Annotated in this window: 12 protein-coding genes; 11 read left to right on the plus strand and 1 reads right to left on the minus strand. The window is 40.8% G+C overall.

Going from position 1 to position 17259, the window contains the following annotated elements; translation table 11 throughout:
• The first annotated feature begins 342 nt into the window (after positions 1-342).
• From tagH to OQE68_RS15875, 10 genes are all read left to right on the plus strand, one after another.
• Positions 343-2475, plus strand: coding sequence for a type VI secretion system-associated FHA domain protein TagH (tagH, locus tag OQE68_RS15830; RefSeq protein WP_180571073.1), 2133 nt, complete (start codon positions 343-345; stop codon positions 2473-2475).
• A 2-nt stretch (positions 2476-2477) separates the two neighbouring features.
• Complete coding sequence (gene tssJ, locus OQE68_RS15835; protein WP_180571072.1) at positions 2478-3023, plus strand: type VI secretion system lipoprotein TssJ; 546 nt, start codon at positions 2478-2480, stop codon at positions 3021-3023.
• A gap of 111 nt (positions 3024-3134) precedes the next feature.
• A complete protein-coding gene (tssK, locus tag OQE68_RS15840; RefSeq protein WP_180571071.1) occupies positions 3135-4472 on the plus strand; it encodes a type VI secretion system baseplate subunit TssK in 1338 nt (445 codons plus the stop codon).
• Positions 4473-4487: 15 nt separating this feature from the next.
• Positions 4488-5480: a type IVB secretion system protein IcmH/DotU gene (gene icmH / locus OQE68_RS15845; protein ID WP_180571070.1), complete on the plus strand. Its 993-nt coding sequence runs from the start codon at positions 4488-4490 to the stop codon at positions 5478-5480.
• An 89-nt stretch (positions 5481-5569) separates the two neighbouring features.
• On the plus strand, positions 5570-9112 hold the full coding sequence (gene tssM / locus OQE68_RS15850) for a type VI secretion system membrane subunit TssM (RefSeq protein WP_180571069.1): 3543 nt from the start codon (positions 5570-5572) through the stop codon (positions 9110-9112).
• A 45-nt stretch (positions 9113-9157) separates the two neighbouring features.
• On the plus strand, positions 9158-9916 hold the full coding sequence (tagF, locus tag OQE68_RS15855) for a type VI secretion system-associated protein TagF (protein ID WP_180571068.1): 759 nt from the start codon (positions 9158-9160) through the stop codon (positions 9914-9916).
• Positions 9917-9928: 12 nt separating this feature from the next.
• Positions 9929-10681, plus strand: coding sequence for a PP2C family protein-serine/threonine phosphatase (locus OQE68_RS15860; protein ID WP_180571067.1), 753 nt, complete (start codon positions 9929-9931; stop codon positions 10679-10681).
• A gap of 42 nt (positions 10682-10723) precedes the next feature.
• Positions 10724-13360: a serine/threonine-protein kinase gene (locus OQE68_RS15865; RefSeq protein WP_180571066.1), complete on the plus strand. Its 2637-nt coding sequence runs from the start codon at positions 10724-10726 to the stop codon at positions 13358-13360.
• Between the two features lie 253 nt (positions 13361-13613).
• Positions 13614-14201, plus strand: a complete 588-nt coding sequence (locus OQE68_RS30870) for an Hsp20 family protein (protein ID WP_180571065.1) — start codon at positions 13614-13616, stop codon at positions 14199-14201.
• 175 nt (positions 14202-14376) lie between these two features.
• Positions 14377-14922: an Hsp20/alpha crystallin family protein gene (locus tag OQE68_RS15875; RefSeq protein WP_180571064.1), complete on the plus strand. Its 546-nt coding sequence runs from the start codon at positions 14377-14379 to the stop codon at positions 14920-14922.
• Positions 14923-15022: 100 nt separating this feature from the next.
• Here OQE68_RS15875 and OQE68_RS15880 read toward each other — a convergent pair whose 3' ends face one another.
• Positions 15023-15841 (minus strand): serine protease, encoded by an 819-nt coding sequence (locus tag OQE68_RS15880; protein WP_180571063.1) that lies wholly within the window; start codon positions 15839-15841, stop codon positions 15023-15025.
• A gap of 888 nt (positions 15842-16729) precedes the next feature.
• On the opposite strand from OQE68_RS15880, the gene OQE68_RS15885 reads away from it, so the two are divergent.
• Positions 16730-17245, plus strand: coding sequence for an Hcp family type VI secretion system effector (locus OQE68_RS15885; RefSeq protein ID WP_180571062.1), 516 nt, complete (start codon positions 16730-16732; stop codon positions 17243-17245).
• The last annotated feature ends 14 nt before the right edge of the window (positions 17246-17259 follow it).

Below are 17259 nucleotides of genomic sequence, written 5' to 3' on the forward strand. Positions count from 1 at the left end.
GTCAGGCAGAGTTGTACTATTTTTAATGGTTAAGTGGGTGTTTTTTAGGCAGAGGCTAATAGATAAACTTCATTAATATGTTGAATAATCGTTACTGTCTTTAAGAAATGTGAATTATAAGACAGTTTCTAGTGACAACTACTAACAAAGCAAGCCTTTCGTTACTTTTGCCAGTTTAAGGAAGCGGATGTAGGCTTTATCATGAGGCGGAATAAACGGGCAGCTGTATTTAGCTTTTTCGTCAAACCTAGAAGGTGTTGCAGTATTATTATGCTTGCTATGTCATCAAAAAATAGCACTCAACACTTGCACCGCTTTCATCAGCAGTAAAGGATAAGAAACATGGAGCTGTTGCTTCTTGTGGTAAGTGCTCAAAAGCATGAAATGGGTTCTGAGGCCAGCCGTTTGTTTCATACCTCAGGTGGCACTATTGGTCGTTCGGCCAGTTGTGACTGGGTATTGCCAGATAAACTACGGCACCTTTCAGGAAAACACTTATCTGTCAGCTACCATGATGGAGCTTTTTATCTAACGGATACCAGTACTAATGGTGTATTTATTAATGGTTCAGCAGAGCCCCTTGGGCGTGGTAACCAATACCAGCTGAGGCATGGTGATCGAATACAACTTGCTGACTATGAAATGGTGGTTGAAGTAAGGGACGACCCTCGCCGTATACCAAGTAGCTTTGATCGAACAGAATTTAGTGGTGCAGGCTTTGATAATGATAACTTAATTGACTCAGCTGTTGACCAAGATCGTTTTGACCCTGTCTCGGCTTTTGGTGATGACAAACCGGCAGAGTCTGCTTCATTTGGAGGTTTTGGAGGAGATGATTTATTAAATGGTTTTGGTAATGGTGGCAGCCATGATCCATATAAAGGGTTTTTGGGTGATGGTGATTTGCAAAAAGACCATGACTCTGTAATGGACTCCTATTTTGAGCCACCCAAGCCTTTCGAAAGTCAGTGGGATAACTTTAACGCCAGTTTAGATAACTCCCCGCCTGATCAAGCTAAAGAAGAAAAGCTTGAAAGCTTTTCTGCCCTAGACCCAGACCCATATGATGTGCAGCAACCATCGGGGCAACAAGCCCAACAGGATATTTTGGCTGATTTTGGCGGCGCGACTGAACAGTCACCCAAAACAGAACCCCCAAAGGATTACTTCGTAGGCCTGCAGCAAGACCAGCCAGCACAACAGCCTAGGGATGACTTAAGCAATAAAAGTGATGATAAAGATTCATTCCCTGATTTTGCCGAGCCACAACCACCATCATTTACGGAAACTTTGCAGCAGCCTGATATTTCGAAGCCTGAGCGAGTAGAGCCTGAACTTTCATTTGAGCCAGAGCCTGCTCAACAAAATGATGAAATAGCTACCAGTGAGTCTATTGATCCATGGGAACAGTCACCTGCTCAGGACATGTTTGGTCAGCCAGAACAAACTGACCAACCGGTAGAAGAGGGTGGGTTTGGCCTTGATATGTTTGGCTTTTCCAGCGAATCTGCGTCGCCTGAAAACACTTCTCAAACAGAACGTTTTTCTCAGGCAGAAAGCTTTAGTGCTAACGAGCCTATTAATCCGTTTGAGTCATTTGAGGCTCCAGCCGCTACAGACCAGGCCTCACCAGATCAGCCTCAGCCGAATTTGCAGCCAGAGGCAGCACCATTTGATGAGGTTTCACCATTTGGTATAGAGCCACCGGTTAGTCACCCAGCAGAAGCCTCAGCTGCAGTGCAACAGCCTTCACCACAGCCACCTCCCTCGCAACCTCGCCATAAAGAGCCAGTGATCAGACAGTATCACAGCCACAACCAGCCACCAGTTCAGCCAGAGCCTCCACCGCAAGCAGCAATACCAGAGGCTCCTGTGAAAATGGACAAAGCATTTCTCATGTTGCTGGATGAGCTAGGGATAGACCCTAATACAATTCCCGCCCAGCAACTTCAAGTATTACCAAAAATCATTGGGCAAATTACCCGAAAAACTATCGGAGGGCTCATTCAATTATTAATGAGTAGAGCTAATCTGAAAAATGAGTTTCGAATGTCAGTCACTATGATTCAAACTCAAGAAAATAACCCATTAAAGTTTTGTGTAAATGAAGAACAAGCTATAAAACAAATGTTGGTTAATCCAATGACAGGTTATCTAGGTCCTGTAGAGGCAGTGGAAGAGGCGCTTAATGACTTTCAAGTGCATCAGTTAGCGGTGATGTCGGCAACTCGCTCAGCACTTAACTATATGTTAAAGCGGCTTGACCCTGAGCGGTTAGAGAAGAAGTTTGAAGACTCAAAAAGTAAAGGTGTGATGTTAGGTAATAAACGTGCTCGTTACTGGGAAGCGTATAAAGAGTTTTATCAAGATATTTTAGAAGAAGAAAACGTTTTTCAATCTTTGTTTGGAAATGAATTTGCCAATGCTTATGAAAAACAAGTGCAAGCCTATTTAAATGGTAAAAAAGGAGGCTAATAGTGAAGCTTGCAATAGCAAAGTACTTAAGTGCTAAAAAATGGTATATGCAGACTACTACAAAGTGGTTTGGAAGGCAGTTAGGACAGCAGTTAGGAAAGCAGTTAGGAAAGTGGCTAGGGCTACTCACAGCCATGCTGCTGCTTAGTGCCTGTATGCCAACGAATGAAACGAAGCTGGATTTAAATTATATAGTGGCAGCCGATGTTAATCCCGACCACAATCAGCGTCCCTCTCCCGTTGTTATACGACTGTTTGAGCTAACGACACCTAGTGTGTTCGAAAATGCTGATTTTTTTAGTTTGTATCAACAACCTCAACAAGTGCTGAGTGGTAGCCTACTAAACCAGGAAGAGCACGAGTTTAGTCCAGGCACAACTGTACAGCACCGATTGTTGTTGCACCCCAATACCCACTTTGTTGCTGTTTTAGCTGCTTATCGAGATATTGAGAATGCTAACTGGCGGCTGGTTATTCCGGTGAAGCCAAAAGAGCGTAATAAGGCAACTTTATTAATAAATCGGTTAAGTATTAATTTAACCCAATAAACTCACAGCCTATTTAGAGAGTGTTCAAAAGCTGCTCTTAGCCCTTCATCTCAGAGGAAGGGTAAAAGCAGTTTTTGTAACAGTCTCACAAGAAGTTAAGGAATACATCCAATGCCCATGCAGGATAAAGTCGTCTGGTCAGAAGGCATGTTTTTAAGGCCGCAGCACTTCCAGCAGCATGACCGTTTTTATGATTTTCAATTAAAAGAGCGATTACGTAATTGCTTGGCTTATAGCTGGGGGGTAAAAAATTTAAGTATTGATCAGCAGCATTTAGCGCTTGGGAAAATAGTTATCAATAGCTGTGATGGTGTGCTTCCTGATGGTACGTTATTTTCAGTGCGCAATACTGCCAATGGCCAGCTAGCATTAGATGTGCCAGAAAATATCCAGGAAAAAATGGTTTACTTGGTTTGTCCATTGTCTTCAGTAGATGATATTGAAGCTGACCAGAATTCTGACGATAAATTACTAGCTCGTTATACCCACAACCAAACCATAGTACACGACAGTAATGCTGGAGATGACACCATTGCTGAAATTAAAACTGGCCAGCTACGGCTTACGTTAAAGCTAGAAGATGAAGTTGAAGGGGCTTATGTAAAATTAGGGGTCTGTAAAATTATAGAGTCACGCCCTGATAAAAGCATTGTATTGGATGAAGACTACATTCCACCTTGTATTGGCATTAAAGCCATCCCCAAGTTGGTCAGTTATTTAAGTGAAGTACAAGCATTATTAAGCCACCGTGGTGAAGCATTAGCTGCCAGATTGCAAGGGGCTGCAAAACAGGGGATGTCAGATATCGCAGACTTTTTAATGCTGCAGTTAGTAAATAAAAGTGAGCCCTATTACAAACATGTTGCCAGTTTAGACATACTTCATCCGCAAACACTTTATACCCAGCTAGTAATGCTTGCAGGTGAGCTAGCTACTTTTACCACCAAGCAAAAGCGGCCAACAGACTTTCCTGCATACCAACACGACGACTTAGAAACGACTTTTATTAAAGTCATGGCAGATTTACGTCAGTCGCTTAGTACGGTACTGGAACAAAATGCTGTGCGGCTTGATCTGCAGGATCGCGGTTATGGTGTGCGGGTGGCTACCGTTAATGACCGTAATCTGTTCCGCTCTGCAGTGTTTGTATTAGCAGCCAAAGCCAGTGTGGCCAATGAGTTAATTCGCAGCCGTTTCCCTTCGCAGGTAAAAATAGGCACAGTGGAGCAAATAGAGCAGCTAGTTAAACTACAGTTGCCTGGTATTCGTATTTCACCTCTAAACGTAGCCCCAAGACAAATCCCATACCATGCTGGTTTTTGCTACTTCCAGTTAGACCCACATTCTGATATTTGGCCAAGCATTGCTAAATCGGGTGGTTTTGCATTTCATGTGGCAGGGGATTTTCCTGGTTTGGAGTTAGAGTTCTGGGCAATTAAACAGCAGTAAAGCAGAGGCATTGGCATGGATGGATTCGACGAGAATTCAGATAAAACGGTAGTAAACTTTAACCAGTCTTCGGGTCAGCCGGTGAAGCCCACCCCAGGTCGTCGCAATCGGGGAATGGCTCCTCAATCTATGGCACCTTCTGGCCAGCCTGTTTATCAGTCTCAGCCGGCAACCTTTAGTGACGAGTGGCAGCAAGTCGTCAGCCGTGAGGTAACAGGGGTTAATCCTTTGGTTAATGCAGCATCTCCATTAATTAATATGGGGGTTAGATTGCGTAACCAGGCGCAAGAAAGCAATGTTGATCAGCTGCGTGACATGCTTTGTCAGGAAATTAAAAATTTTGAAATGAAAGCACGCCAGCAAAATACAGAAGAAAAAGTGGTGGGTGCTGCTCGTTATGTACTGTGTACTTATCTGGATGAAACCATTGCACTGACCCCTTGGGGGAGTCAGGCGCAGTGGAGCAAACGCAGCTTACTGAGTATTTTTCATGGTGAAACCTGGGGGGGGGAAAAGTTTTTTGTATTATTGGAGCGGTTACGTACCGATGCCCACCGTAATCAAGACTTGCTTGAGTTAATGTATATCCTGATCAGTCTGGGTTTTGAAGGTAAATTTCGGGTTCTCGACCGAGGCAATGTTAAATTGGAAGAGTTGCGCGATGACTTATACCGTCAGTTGCGTATGCTTAAAGGTGATCATGAAAGAGAACTTTCTACTCAATGGCGAGGTATTCAAGATCGCCGTAATGTATTAATTCGGTTTGTACCTCTATGGGTGGTTGCAGTTGTCGGTGCGGTAATTGTATTGGGTATGTATTCAGGCTTTGCTTATTTCCTTAATAAAGAAACGGTGGCTTTGGAAACAGGGTTTAAACCACTGGTAAAAGAGGGACGTGTAATTCCTGAAGAGGTTGAGCCTGAAAAACCAGAAACGAACAAAGCTGAGGCAAAACCAACTGAAGATCAACCAGCAATAGCTGAAGATGATATTGCTCCAGAAGAATAACTTGATAACCCAAGGGCTGTATTGGTTATTTTAATGATCTGCTTTTTTAATGGGCTGTTTTTAATGAGCTTTTTTAATGGATAGTATTCATGAAGCGATTCATAGATTTTATTAAACAAAAATGGGTAATCACCTTAATTGGAGTGGTAGCCTTATGTATTTTAATTTGGTTTGTTGGCCCTTTAATTGCCATTGCTGAGAAAAAGCCATTAGCAGGAGAAGTGACACGCCTGCTGATTATTATGGCTATTTTGATTTTGTGGGGGCTTAATAATATTCGTCTGTCAATGAAGGCGAGAAAAGAAAATAATGAATTTATTCAAGGTATTCAAGCTGATGCTGCTTCTCAGCAGTTTGATATGGGGAATGAGTCGGAAGAAGAGTTAGGCATTTTACAAGAGCGTTTTTCAGAAGCACTGGAAGTATTGAAAAAGACAGAAGGTGGTAAAGGCCAAGGGCTTTATGAGTTACCCTGGTATATTATTATTGGCCCACCAGGTTGTGGTAAAACCACTGCGTTAGTGAACTCAGGGTTGGAATTTCCATTAGCTGAACGATTTGGTAAAGAAGCATTAAAAGGGATTGGAGGTACTCGTCATTGTGATTGGTGGTTTACTGATCAGGCCGTGCTGATTGATACAGCAGGTCGTTATACTACTCAAGATAGCCATGCCAGTGTTGATGCAACAGCCTGGTTAGGCTTTTTAGATATGCTGAAGAAAAATCGTCGGCGTAGGCCAATCAATGGTGTGGTGTTAGCAATTAGCCTGCAGGATTTGGCTGCACAAAGTGAAGTAGAAACAACGGCTCATGTCAAAGCGGTTAAAGCCCGTTTACAAGAGTTGAATAAACGACTGGGCATGAAAATTCCAGTGTATCTCATGTTTACCAAGTGTGATTTGATTGCTGGCTTTAATGAGTTTTTTGAAGATTTAGGTCGTGAAGAACGAGCGCAAGTATGGGGAACCACTTTCCCAGAAAAAGACGAGTTTAATGTAGTTGAGTCTTTCAACCAAGGATTTGATCGACTTGTTCAACGACTTGATGAGCAAATGCTGACAAAAATTCACCAAGAGCGAGATGTTAATCGTCGGGGTAGAATTTTAACCTTTAGTCAGCAAATGCAACAGTTAAAGCCAGTTGTTAGCGATTTTATTGAGAAAGTTTTCTCTGGCTCCCGTTTTCATGATAAGCCTTATATTCGAGGTTTTTACTTCACCAGTGGTACCCAGAATGTCACCATGATTGATCGCGTGGTAGACAGTTATGCTAACCAAATGGGGATGGCTGTTCAGCCTAACGCAGCAGGAACCGGTAGAAGCTATTTTATAACCCGTCTACTTAATGATTTAATTTTTGCTGAGGCAGGTTTAGTTGGGCTTAATCGTCGTTATGAAGCAGGGCGTTTATGGGTACAACGTGCTTCATATGGCACAGTAGTAGGGACAGCTGCTTTAGGGGCTTTTGCCTGGTCTACCAGTTTTACCCAAAACGAGCTGAAATTAAATGATGTTGAAAACCAGTTAGAGGACTTTGCAAAAGGTAAAAAGCAACTCACTCGGCATTATGGTGAGGTAGATACAATCCCGGTTATTTCTCCATTGCAAGAAGCCATTGAGGTGTTTGATACAGATAATATTGCATTCACTGAGCGCTTGGGATTATACCAGGGTAATCGAGTAAAGCCGGTTACCCAGCAGGCTTATTACAACCAATTAGAAGAAGTGTATTTACCCTCTATAAAGCGACGCCTGGAAGAACAAATGCGTAGTGGTTTTAATGAGCCAGAATATTTATTGTTGGCTCTAAAAGCCTATTTGATGTTGGGTTTGCCTGAGCGGCGTAATGAAGAGTTTATTAAAAACTGGATGGCACTGGATTGGGAGGCCACTTTGCCTGGTCAGGCTAAAGAGCAGAATACGCTTAAAGAATATTTGGATGATTTAATTGCAGGTGGCTTTGAGTCTATTGAGTTGGACAATGACTTAGTGGAAAGGGCTCGATATGAATTGCGTAAAATACCACTACCAGTGCAGGTTTATTCGCAAATTAAAAAAGATTATATCAAACCTGATCGTTACCGTAGTTTTGAAGATGTTTTAGGCAAAGAAATTAATAAGGTATTTAAAAGTACTGACTACAAAATACCTAACTTATACACCTATGATGGTTACTATCGTACTTTTAAGCCAGAAAGCTTTAAATACTTAACTGAGCTGGCTAAAGATAACTGGGTATTGGGTACTTCAAAAACGGACTATAGTCCAGCTGATATAAAACAGTTTCATGATCAGGTACAGGATCTGTATTTTGCTGACTATAGCAAACACTGGGATACAGGTTTGAATCAGTTGCGTTTACAACCGTTTGCCAACTTAACAGAAGCAGCTAATCAACTTAGTCAAATTACAGGTAGTTATTCGCCATTTCGACAAGTGCTGGATGATGTTAAACAAAATACCCAGTTGTCTTTGCTTACTTCGGGCAATTTAGACAAACTCAAACAAGCTAATGAAGTGAAAAAAGCGGCTCGTATTCGTACGCCTAAAGTTGATCGGCTAGCACGAGTGGCAGGAAAAGTGGCCAAAACCACCGATATAAAAACTGATGCAGTCAGTGGAGCCATTGCAACGCCGGTTGAAAAGCATTTTCGTGATGTTAACCAGGTAAGTGATACAACGGGTAAGCGTGATAGTGAGCTAGATGGAATTATCGATGCGTTATCAGGATTAAAAGGTTATGTGGCTTCCATTGCCCAAAGCAGTGACCCAGCAGAAGCGGCCTATAGTGCAGCAAAAAGTAAAATTGGTGGCAGTGATGAGCATATTCGTAAAATTCGTACTATCGCTGCAACAACACCAGAGCCTATTAAACACTGGCTAATGGATATTGCTGATCAAAGCTGGCGATTAATGATTGGTGGTGCCAATGGTTATTTAAATCAAATTTATGCTAATACAGTGTTACCTTTGTATAAAAAAGGACTCGATGGCCGTTATCCTTTGTTTGGTAACAGCCAGCGTGAAGTCACTTTGCGCGACTTCTCAGAGTATTATCGTCCTGGTGGTGTAGAAGACAGTTTCTTCCAGCAATATATCAAGCCGTTTGTGAATACTCGTGGCCGTAACTGGAGTATTAAACAGGTTGATGGCCAGTCGATCAGAATTAGTGGTCGGGCCTTAAAACAGTTTGAAACATCCGATAAAATTCGTCGGGTATTTTTCCCCGATGGCTCTAAACAGCCCAATGTTAAGTTTGCAATGAAGCCTGTTTATTTGGATGCCAATATTGGTAAATTTCAACTGAATATTGATGGTCAACGTTTGGTCTATCGACATGGACCGCGAGTACCTATACGACTCGTATGGCCTGTTGATAATAGTGTAAATGAGTCTGGCATTATCTTTGAAGACTTAAATGGCTTGCGGGTTGGTTACAAAGAAAAAGGTATCTGGTCATTTTTTAGAATGATGGATCACTTTAAAGTATCTAATACCAATATTGCTGATCGTTTTAGAGTCTCCTATCAGTTAGATGGACGACGAGCGGATTATGAAATATCAGCAAACAGCGTTATTAACCCGTTTAACAGCCGATTATTGAGAAGTTATCGAGCAGTAAACAGATTATAAAATTACCCTACGCAGTGGGTAATGAAAAAGGTAGAGTGATTAGCTATGTTGTTAACAGGCTTTTATGGCAAGCTCCCCTCCCATGGGGACTTTATCTCTCGCCGGTTGCCGCGGGAGTTTTTAGATCATTGGGATGAGTGGCTTCAAGGAGGGATGGCTCATAGCCAAAAAGTGCTTGCTGATCAATGGCTGACGTTGTACTTAAATGCGCCAGTTTGGCGCTTTTTGCTGTCCGATGGGGTTTGTGGAGAAGGTATCTGGTATGGTGTAATTATCCCTAGCATGGATAAAGTGGGGCGTTATTTTCCCTTAACCTTTGCCGGACATATTCAACAAAAAGTCAGCCCGATGAAATTAATGGCAGAGTGTGGCTATTGGATAGAACGGTTAGAAGATATTGCCTATAGCGTACTGGATGATGACTTTGATTTAGAAACCATGGAGCAGGATCTTAATAAGCTAGGCAACCCCACAATACGACAGGTGGATGATTTATTTGCAGGCAGCTCAACCACTAAAATGCACAGCCGTCCTCATTTACAAGTGACACTTGATGCAGGAAAAGCTCGCCCTTTACAAGCAATGCCTGCTATTACAGAGTATTTAATTAATAAGCTTTTTAACAGCTACAGTTTTTGGTGGTCGCAAGGGACTACCCAAATTCAACCTGCTTTTTTATGTAGCGAAGGGCTTCCAGCGTTACCTGCATTTACTAGCCTACTTACTGGAATGTGGAATGAAGGAGGATGGTTGAACTTAGGCAATGCAATCAGTCATACTGACTCTGCCACTCTTATGGAATAAAACGACCTAACTATGTCTTGCAAGCTTCGTTTTCAGTCTGCAGCTGATACCCACCCAGGAAATGTGAGAGCAATTAATGAAGATGCTTATTACAGCGGTGAAGAAAATAATATTTGGGCAATCGCTGATGGAATGGGAGGGCACTATGCCGGTGATGTTGCCAGCCGCTTAATTATAGAGTCGCTAGCAAAGTTGCCATTGGCAAGGTCGCTAGATGAAGGTATTGAACAGATTGTCACTTCGTTAAAAGAAGTCAATCGGCGATTGCAGGAAGATATTACGATCAAGCCAGGTAATCATGTTATTGGCAGTACAGTTGTTGTTGCTTTTTTGTTTGAGAGTGAGTGTGCTTGTCTTTGGGCGGGTGATAGTCGGCTTTATGTCTATCGTGGCGATAAAGTATACCAAGTCAGTCATGATCACTCTGTCGTTCAGGAAATGGTGGATAATGGCATCATTTCTGCTGAAGAGGCTATTACTCACCCACAGTCGAATGTGATTACTCGTGCTGTTGGTACTGAAACTGATTTAAAAGTAGACGTTAATGTTTTTGATTTAGAGCCCGGTGATCGTTTGTTATTGTGTAGTGATGGATTATATGGCGAGTTGCCTGCATCAGAAATTAAAGCTGCATTGGATCATGAAACCCCTGAAGTGTGTGTGACAGCATTGATTGAGCAAACTATAGCTGGGCGGGCCAAAGATAATGTGACAGTGAGTGTAATTGATGTGTATGAAGAAATGTCTATAGAAGATGAATTTTAAAAAATCCCCGGTCCTCTTCCATTTAATAGATTAGTAATACACATGGCATCAGATAAAACACAGCATAAAAAAATAAAGTTAGGTAGTAAATATGAAGTGCCAACCGATGGTGTTGACGAGCAAAAAAATGGTCGGCCTTCAGTGCAGGAAGATAAAACCGAGCTGGTAAACAATGACAAAACGCAATTAGTTGATAATGATAAAACGGTTGTTACCCATCCTCCCCGTCAGCAAGACAAAGCAGCTGCCATTAATCAAACTGAAAATAAAGTTGCAGATGAGAAAGTAGTAGAGGATAAAACAGTCGTTACTGGTCAGCATACGGCTGCTTCTTTAGCTAACAGTGAATCTACCGTACAAAGTACTCCTGCACCACCAGATGATATTACTCAATTATCTGGTAGGCCAATTACTTCCAGGCCTTTGACTAATAGCAGCTTTCCTAGTAGCGGTCCTCGTAGGGCCTCTATAGGGATTGGCTCAATACTTAAAGAACGCTTTGAGCTTACCAAAGTACTCGGCTCTGGTGGTATGGGGGTGGTGTATAAAGCACTGGATCGACGCAAACAGGAAGCCAATGATCGACAGCCTTATGTAGCTATTAAAGTATTAAATGAAGAGTTTCGTCAGCATCCAGAATCGCTGGTGGCTTTACAACGAGAATCCAGTAAAGCTCAGGAGCTAGCACACCCGAATATTGCCACTGTTTATGATTTTGATCGAGAAAATGACGTGGTTTTTATGACCATGGAATGGTTGCAGGGTAAAGCCTTGGACGAATTAATTCGGGAAGATTACCCGGATGGCATGCCTATGCAGAAAATGCTGAAAATAGCTCGCAGTGTAGCCAGTGGTTTGAGTTATGCCCATAAACGAGGAATTATTCATTCAGACTTTAAGCCCAGTAACGTATTTGTACTCACCGATGGCACTGCTAAAGTATTTGATTTTGGTATCGCTAGGGCGGCCTCTAACCAAGGCCATGGTGAAGGTGACCAGACCCTATTTGATGCAGGCCAGTTAGGTGCATTAACCCCAGCCTATGCCAGTTTGGAAATGCTATTAGGGCAAGAACCGGATATACGAGATGATTTGTATGCCTTTGCTTGTGTAATTTACGAATGTATAACTGGCAAGCATCCTTTTAATAAATTATCAGCCTTAAAGGCGCGAGAAGAAAAAAAACAACCGGCTAAAATCAAGCAGCTTTCTAGTAATCAATGGAAAGCCTTAGCCAGTGCTTTAGCATTTAGTAAAGAAAACCGACCTAACACAGTAGAAGCATTTATAGGCACGTTTGCTGGGCAACCTAAACGAAAGGCGCTGACTTTGGTGGGTGTACTAGTGGCTGTTGTACTAGGAGTAGCCCCTGTTGGTTATAATATGGTTAAGTCAGTTCTTGCTAATCAACAGGCTAACGAGGTTATTCGTGCTATACATCAATTACCGTCTGAGCGGGCGTTAGAAGCTTTTAGTTTAATTGAGCAAGAAGAGTCAAATGTTCAAGAAAAAATAATCGAAGAAGCGAAAAAAACAATATTAGAATTATTAGAAGCTAAAGCTATGCAACATATCTCCGCCGTAAATCAGCGTTTTGACTTTGCTGGGGCAAGAAATGTGATTTCTCAAGGTAAACGCTACTATCCAGACTCTGCACAATTAAATGCATTATTTGATAAACTTCAAGCTCGTCAAGATCAGTTAATTAATAGTTTTTATCAGGAATTTAACGCGTTACTGGATGAAAATAAAATATATCCAAAAGAAAGTGAGCGAGATGTCTTGGATATAATTGCAGTGGTGAGAAAAATAGACCCTGAGCATATTATGTTATCTGACCCACGACTAGCTATTGCTTATAGTTCTGCTGCATCCGAAGCAATTCGTAAAGGTAACGTTGATTTAGCTGATAAAATTTTGGCGACAGCTATTTTACTTTATCCAGAAGATAAGCGTTTAATTAATTTAGTTGATAGCATCAAAGTGTTGCGAAGTCAGGATGCCCAAGCGGCCGCCAGTAGCTCGGTAAATAATATTTTAGCGAGTAATAGCCTAGAAAATATTAAGGATGATATTGAGCAATTATTACGAAAGCCATTCAGTCATGACAACTGGAGTATGGAGCTTGAGCAAAAATATTTGGCCGTCAAGTCAAAATTAACCAATGGTGATGATTGGTTGATGAGTATTCAACAGCAAATGGCTTTAGCTTATTTAGAGCATGCTAAGCAAATGCGCCAAGCTCAACGCTATTCAGCTGCCCGAAATAATCTAAAAAAAGCTTATAATTTAGCGCCAAATTTATTTGGTTTGTCTGACGAGCAAGTGATTCTAAAGGCATCTGAAGCTGCTTATAAAGCAGAGTTACAAGCCTCTAATCGATCTGCACAAGTGAAAGCATTAAAGACTCAGTTTGCTATTCAAGTAAAGGCAAGAGATGAAAAAGGTGCTGAGCGTTCGTATCAAAAATTACGTCGGTTGCTTGGTGCAAATGATAAGTTTATGCTGAAAGACTCACTAGAGTATATGGCTAAACTGTATCATAATTTAGCTGAGCACCATGCCAAAGCCGGTGATTATCAACAAGCCATTCGGTTTACTAATAAAGGCCTACAATATCACCCCAATAGCCGTTTATTGCTTAAAACAAAAGAAAAGTATCAGAAGTTAACTCAGTGAGCTTAGTAAAGTGTAATCAAAGCGAATGTGCTGGCACGGCTACTGAATTGCGAGCCTGCATAAGGTAAAGCCAACGCTTTGATTGTGAGCGGACCAAAAGACTACATCGAACAACTAAAGATACCCTTTATAAAATATAGTCATTTATAGCCATATTAAAATAATAAAAAATCATATATTTCCCAGTTGAACTCATAGTAAGAGAACCCATCATATTTGTTGAAAATAAATTATATTTAAGGAGGTGGTTGTTGTGAGCAATATACAGCGAGTGAGAGTTCTATATATTGTTATTGGCTTGTGTGCTGCTGCAATTGTGGGACTGACTTTTACTACGTGGAAGCTGTCTTCTGAACTTAAAACAGTTGAGGCTAGTGTGCCTGCTACATCAAATACCATAGTCAAACCACTTCCAGCACCTTGGCCTAAAGATATTGATCCATGGTTGAACAATTGGGATCCATCTGGTCATTTTTCAGTGTTGCAAAAACGTTTAGATGATGTCATGAGGGCAATGTTACCAGATAGTTCCTTCTTTAATATGCAAGGTTTTGGTTATTCTAGTTCAAATCCTGAAATTAAAATGGATGAAACGGAAACTGAATATAAAGTCACAATATCGGTTCCTGAAGAGAGAGATGTTGAAGTTAATACAGAATTAAAGGACAACTTCTTGACTATAAATGGAAAAGTTAAAAGTCAACAAGATAACCGGCAGAGTAGGCTTTTCTATACAAGCCAGTTTTCTCAGTCTATTACTTTAATGGAACCAGTGGATCATGCAAAGATGAAGCTAGATAATAAAAAACACGAAGTTGTTGTTACTATTCCGAAGGTATAACAGTGTTCGTGTTAGTCAATAATAATGATGATGGCGAGTAATTGTAGGTATATTTATCTGTAATTCAATCAATTAGTTAAAAGGAGGAATAGTCCTAAGTTGAATAGATACAAAAAATAGACTTATAGCATGTCTTTATTTGACTGGTATTAACCTAATAAAAGGAGACTATGTGATGAATGTTAAAAACTTAATCCCCTGGAATTGGCTAAAAAAAGAAGAAGAGAGAGACAATAAGCAATTAAGCGCTAATAGTCCCCGTGATCCAATGGCAAATCCATTGATACAATTCCATCGGGATGTAGATAGGTTATTTGACAGTATGTTCAAAGGAGTTGGCTTACCCAACTTTTCAGAGGAATGGTCAAAGCTGCCTAATAATATGTTTAAACCAAATATTGATATTAGTGCAAAGGACAAGGAATACTTAATTAGTGTGGAAGTCCCTGGTGTTGATGAAAAAGATATCAAACTTGAAATGAGAGATAACTCATTAATTATTAGTGGCGAAAAGAAACATGAAAAAGAAGACAAAGAGGAGCATCTTTATCGAGTAGAACGAAGCTATGGTCACTTCCAGCGAATATTAGCAATTCCAGAAGATGCAAATGTTGAAGAGATTAATGCATCGTTTAAAAATGGTGTTTTATGCATATCATTACCTAGAAAAGAGCTGCCTGACAGTAAAACGAAGCAAATAGAGATAAAAAAAGCCAGCTAACTGAATAACTAGGTCCGATATATGTCGGTATCTTGGGTTATGCCCAGTAGAGTATAACTCAAGATACCAGTGCTTTTAAGTTATAGCGAAATGTTCGTAATTAAGGAACTATCCCCGTTTGTTGAGTAATCCAACTATTGTAGCTATGGGTTTTGGTAAATACACTAGTGCTTGCGCATCTTTCCCCCCAGCTAACTGTACCTATACTATAGAAGTTGCCTTGATAAGAAGTAACAAAAGGTCCTCCACTGTCACCATTGCAAGCTGAAGGATAAGAATATCCTGCACAAATTGCTGAGTTTGGTACGGGGAATCTAAGCTGCTGCTGACAGGCTTGGTTAGAAATAATCTGTAACGAAGCTGCTAATAGCTGATTGCTACCTTGACCGCCGTGATAAGTTGCTCCCCATCCAGAAACTACCCCAGACTGCCCTACAGAAGCCGTATTATTCATGACTTCATTAGTGGGAAGTTTCGCGGGTATGTAACGTGAATCAGCAGGGTAGGATAAACGCACTAAACCAATATCCCAGCCACTGCGAATGTTTTGCATACCCATCCAATATGGATGAATAATAATTTGGCTGATAGGAATAGTTTGGCCTTCTCTACTATTATTAACCCGTGTTGCTCCAACCCGAACGGTTAAGTTATAAATATTAGCTTGATCAATACAGTGAGCCGCAGTTAAAACCCAATAAGGATCAATTAAGGTGCCACCACACCCTTGTCGTCCATTCATTAGTAACATGGCTTGATAAGGGCGAGCCCCTGCTGATGTTGGAGAGCCTCCGACAATTGTAGGTGGGCTTCGATCAGGTTGGCTAAAACCTATTTCAGCAAGAGCTGGTTTTGCTGCGGAAAGAGCTAATAAACAAGAAGACAGATAAATGTAAGATCGTAAGGTTATTTTTTTCATTATAATTTCCTTTTTATTTTTATTATTGCTCTGGTTAGTCAGGCTTGTTACACAATTTATTACAACAAGATTGTTAGACTATATTTTTGGTATTAGAGGTGACCTAGAGTCTAAAAATAAATAGCGTTGATTGGTGGCTCTTACTAGCTGATGTGTAACCGTAGCTAGTTATATAATAAAAAGAATAGTTATGATTGATAAATGTTCGACTGTATAGACTAAAGCTTAGCTAATTAAATCTATAAACATCAAAAAGTGACTATACCTTTCTCGAATGATTTTTAGGGTTTGTTGTTGTTGCTAAGCACCAAGGATGGTGTGAATGCAGTTTATACAGGAGCAATAAACTGTCTTCACCCCAATCATTTATAAAAACATAAACTCATGGGGGCAAGTCTGATACAGCAAGACTTGCGGTAGCTACTTTAATTGATATAAAAAGTGCTACTGGAACTCATCGCTCAACGGCTTCCCCTAAAAACCATTCGCTTTGGCTATATTTTGGTTGGTGTTTTGTAAAGAATGTAAATTTCATTTTACTTATGAATTATTGTAAAAGACAAATCTGTAAGACTTTTATCAGGTTGGTTAAATAAACAATAAAACAGCATAAACTTGATTTTAATTGTTAATTTATTAAATAGATAAGGGGTTGGATGTAATTTTTTTTCAGAGTGCTAGCACACTCAGTGCTGATAACTTTTGATGTGGCGCTCTTCCTGATGGCGTCTACACTGTTATTCAACCATTGTCGTCGGTGCAGCCGCTATTCCATTCGCTTTGGCATTGGTTAGCCTTTGACTAAACTGGTTACCTTTGACTGAGAAACTAATAGGGGCTGTGTGATTTTTAACGATTATAGTTAGCTGTATTGAAAGGTAATAGACTATGCCAACTCCCGCGTATATGACCATTGAAGGCGAAAAGCAAGGTTTAATCACAGCAGGCACCTTCACTGAGGATTCAGTGGGGAATATTTATCAAGAAGGCCATGAAGATCAGATTTTGGTTGAAGCATTTCGTCATGATGTCATCTTACCTCGAGACCCTCAAAGTGGTCAGCCAACGGGCCAACGGGTTCACCAACCGTTAGTGATTACCAAAGTATTTGATAAAAGTTCACCTTTACTTTACAACGCGCTGACCAGTGGTGAAAAATTGCCCAAATGTAAGATCGATTGGTATCGTACTTCTGCCCAAGGCACTCAGGAGCATTATTTCACCATAGAGCTAGAGGATGCCATTATTGTGGCAATAAATGCTTCAATGCCAAACTGCCAAGATCCAGGTGTAGCCCACTTTACCCATCTTGAAGATATTCATTTTACTTATCGGAAAATTACCTGGACTCACGAAGTGTGTGGTACTGAGGGGCATGATGACTGGCGGGTATTAAAAACCTAAAATAATTTGGTGTG

The organism is Spartinivicinus marinus (assembly GCF_026309355.1).
Lineage (GTDB): Bacteria > Pseudomonadota > Gammaproteobacteria > Pseudomonadales > Zooshikellaceae > Spartinivicinus > Spartinivicinus marinus.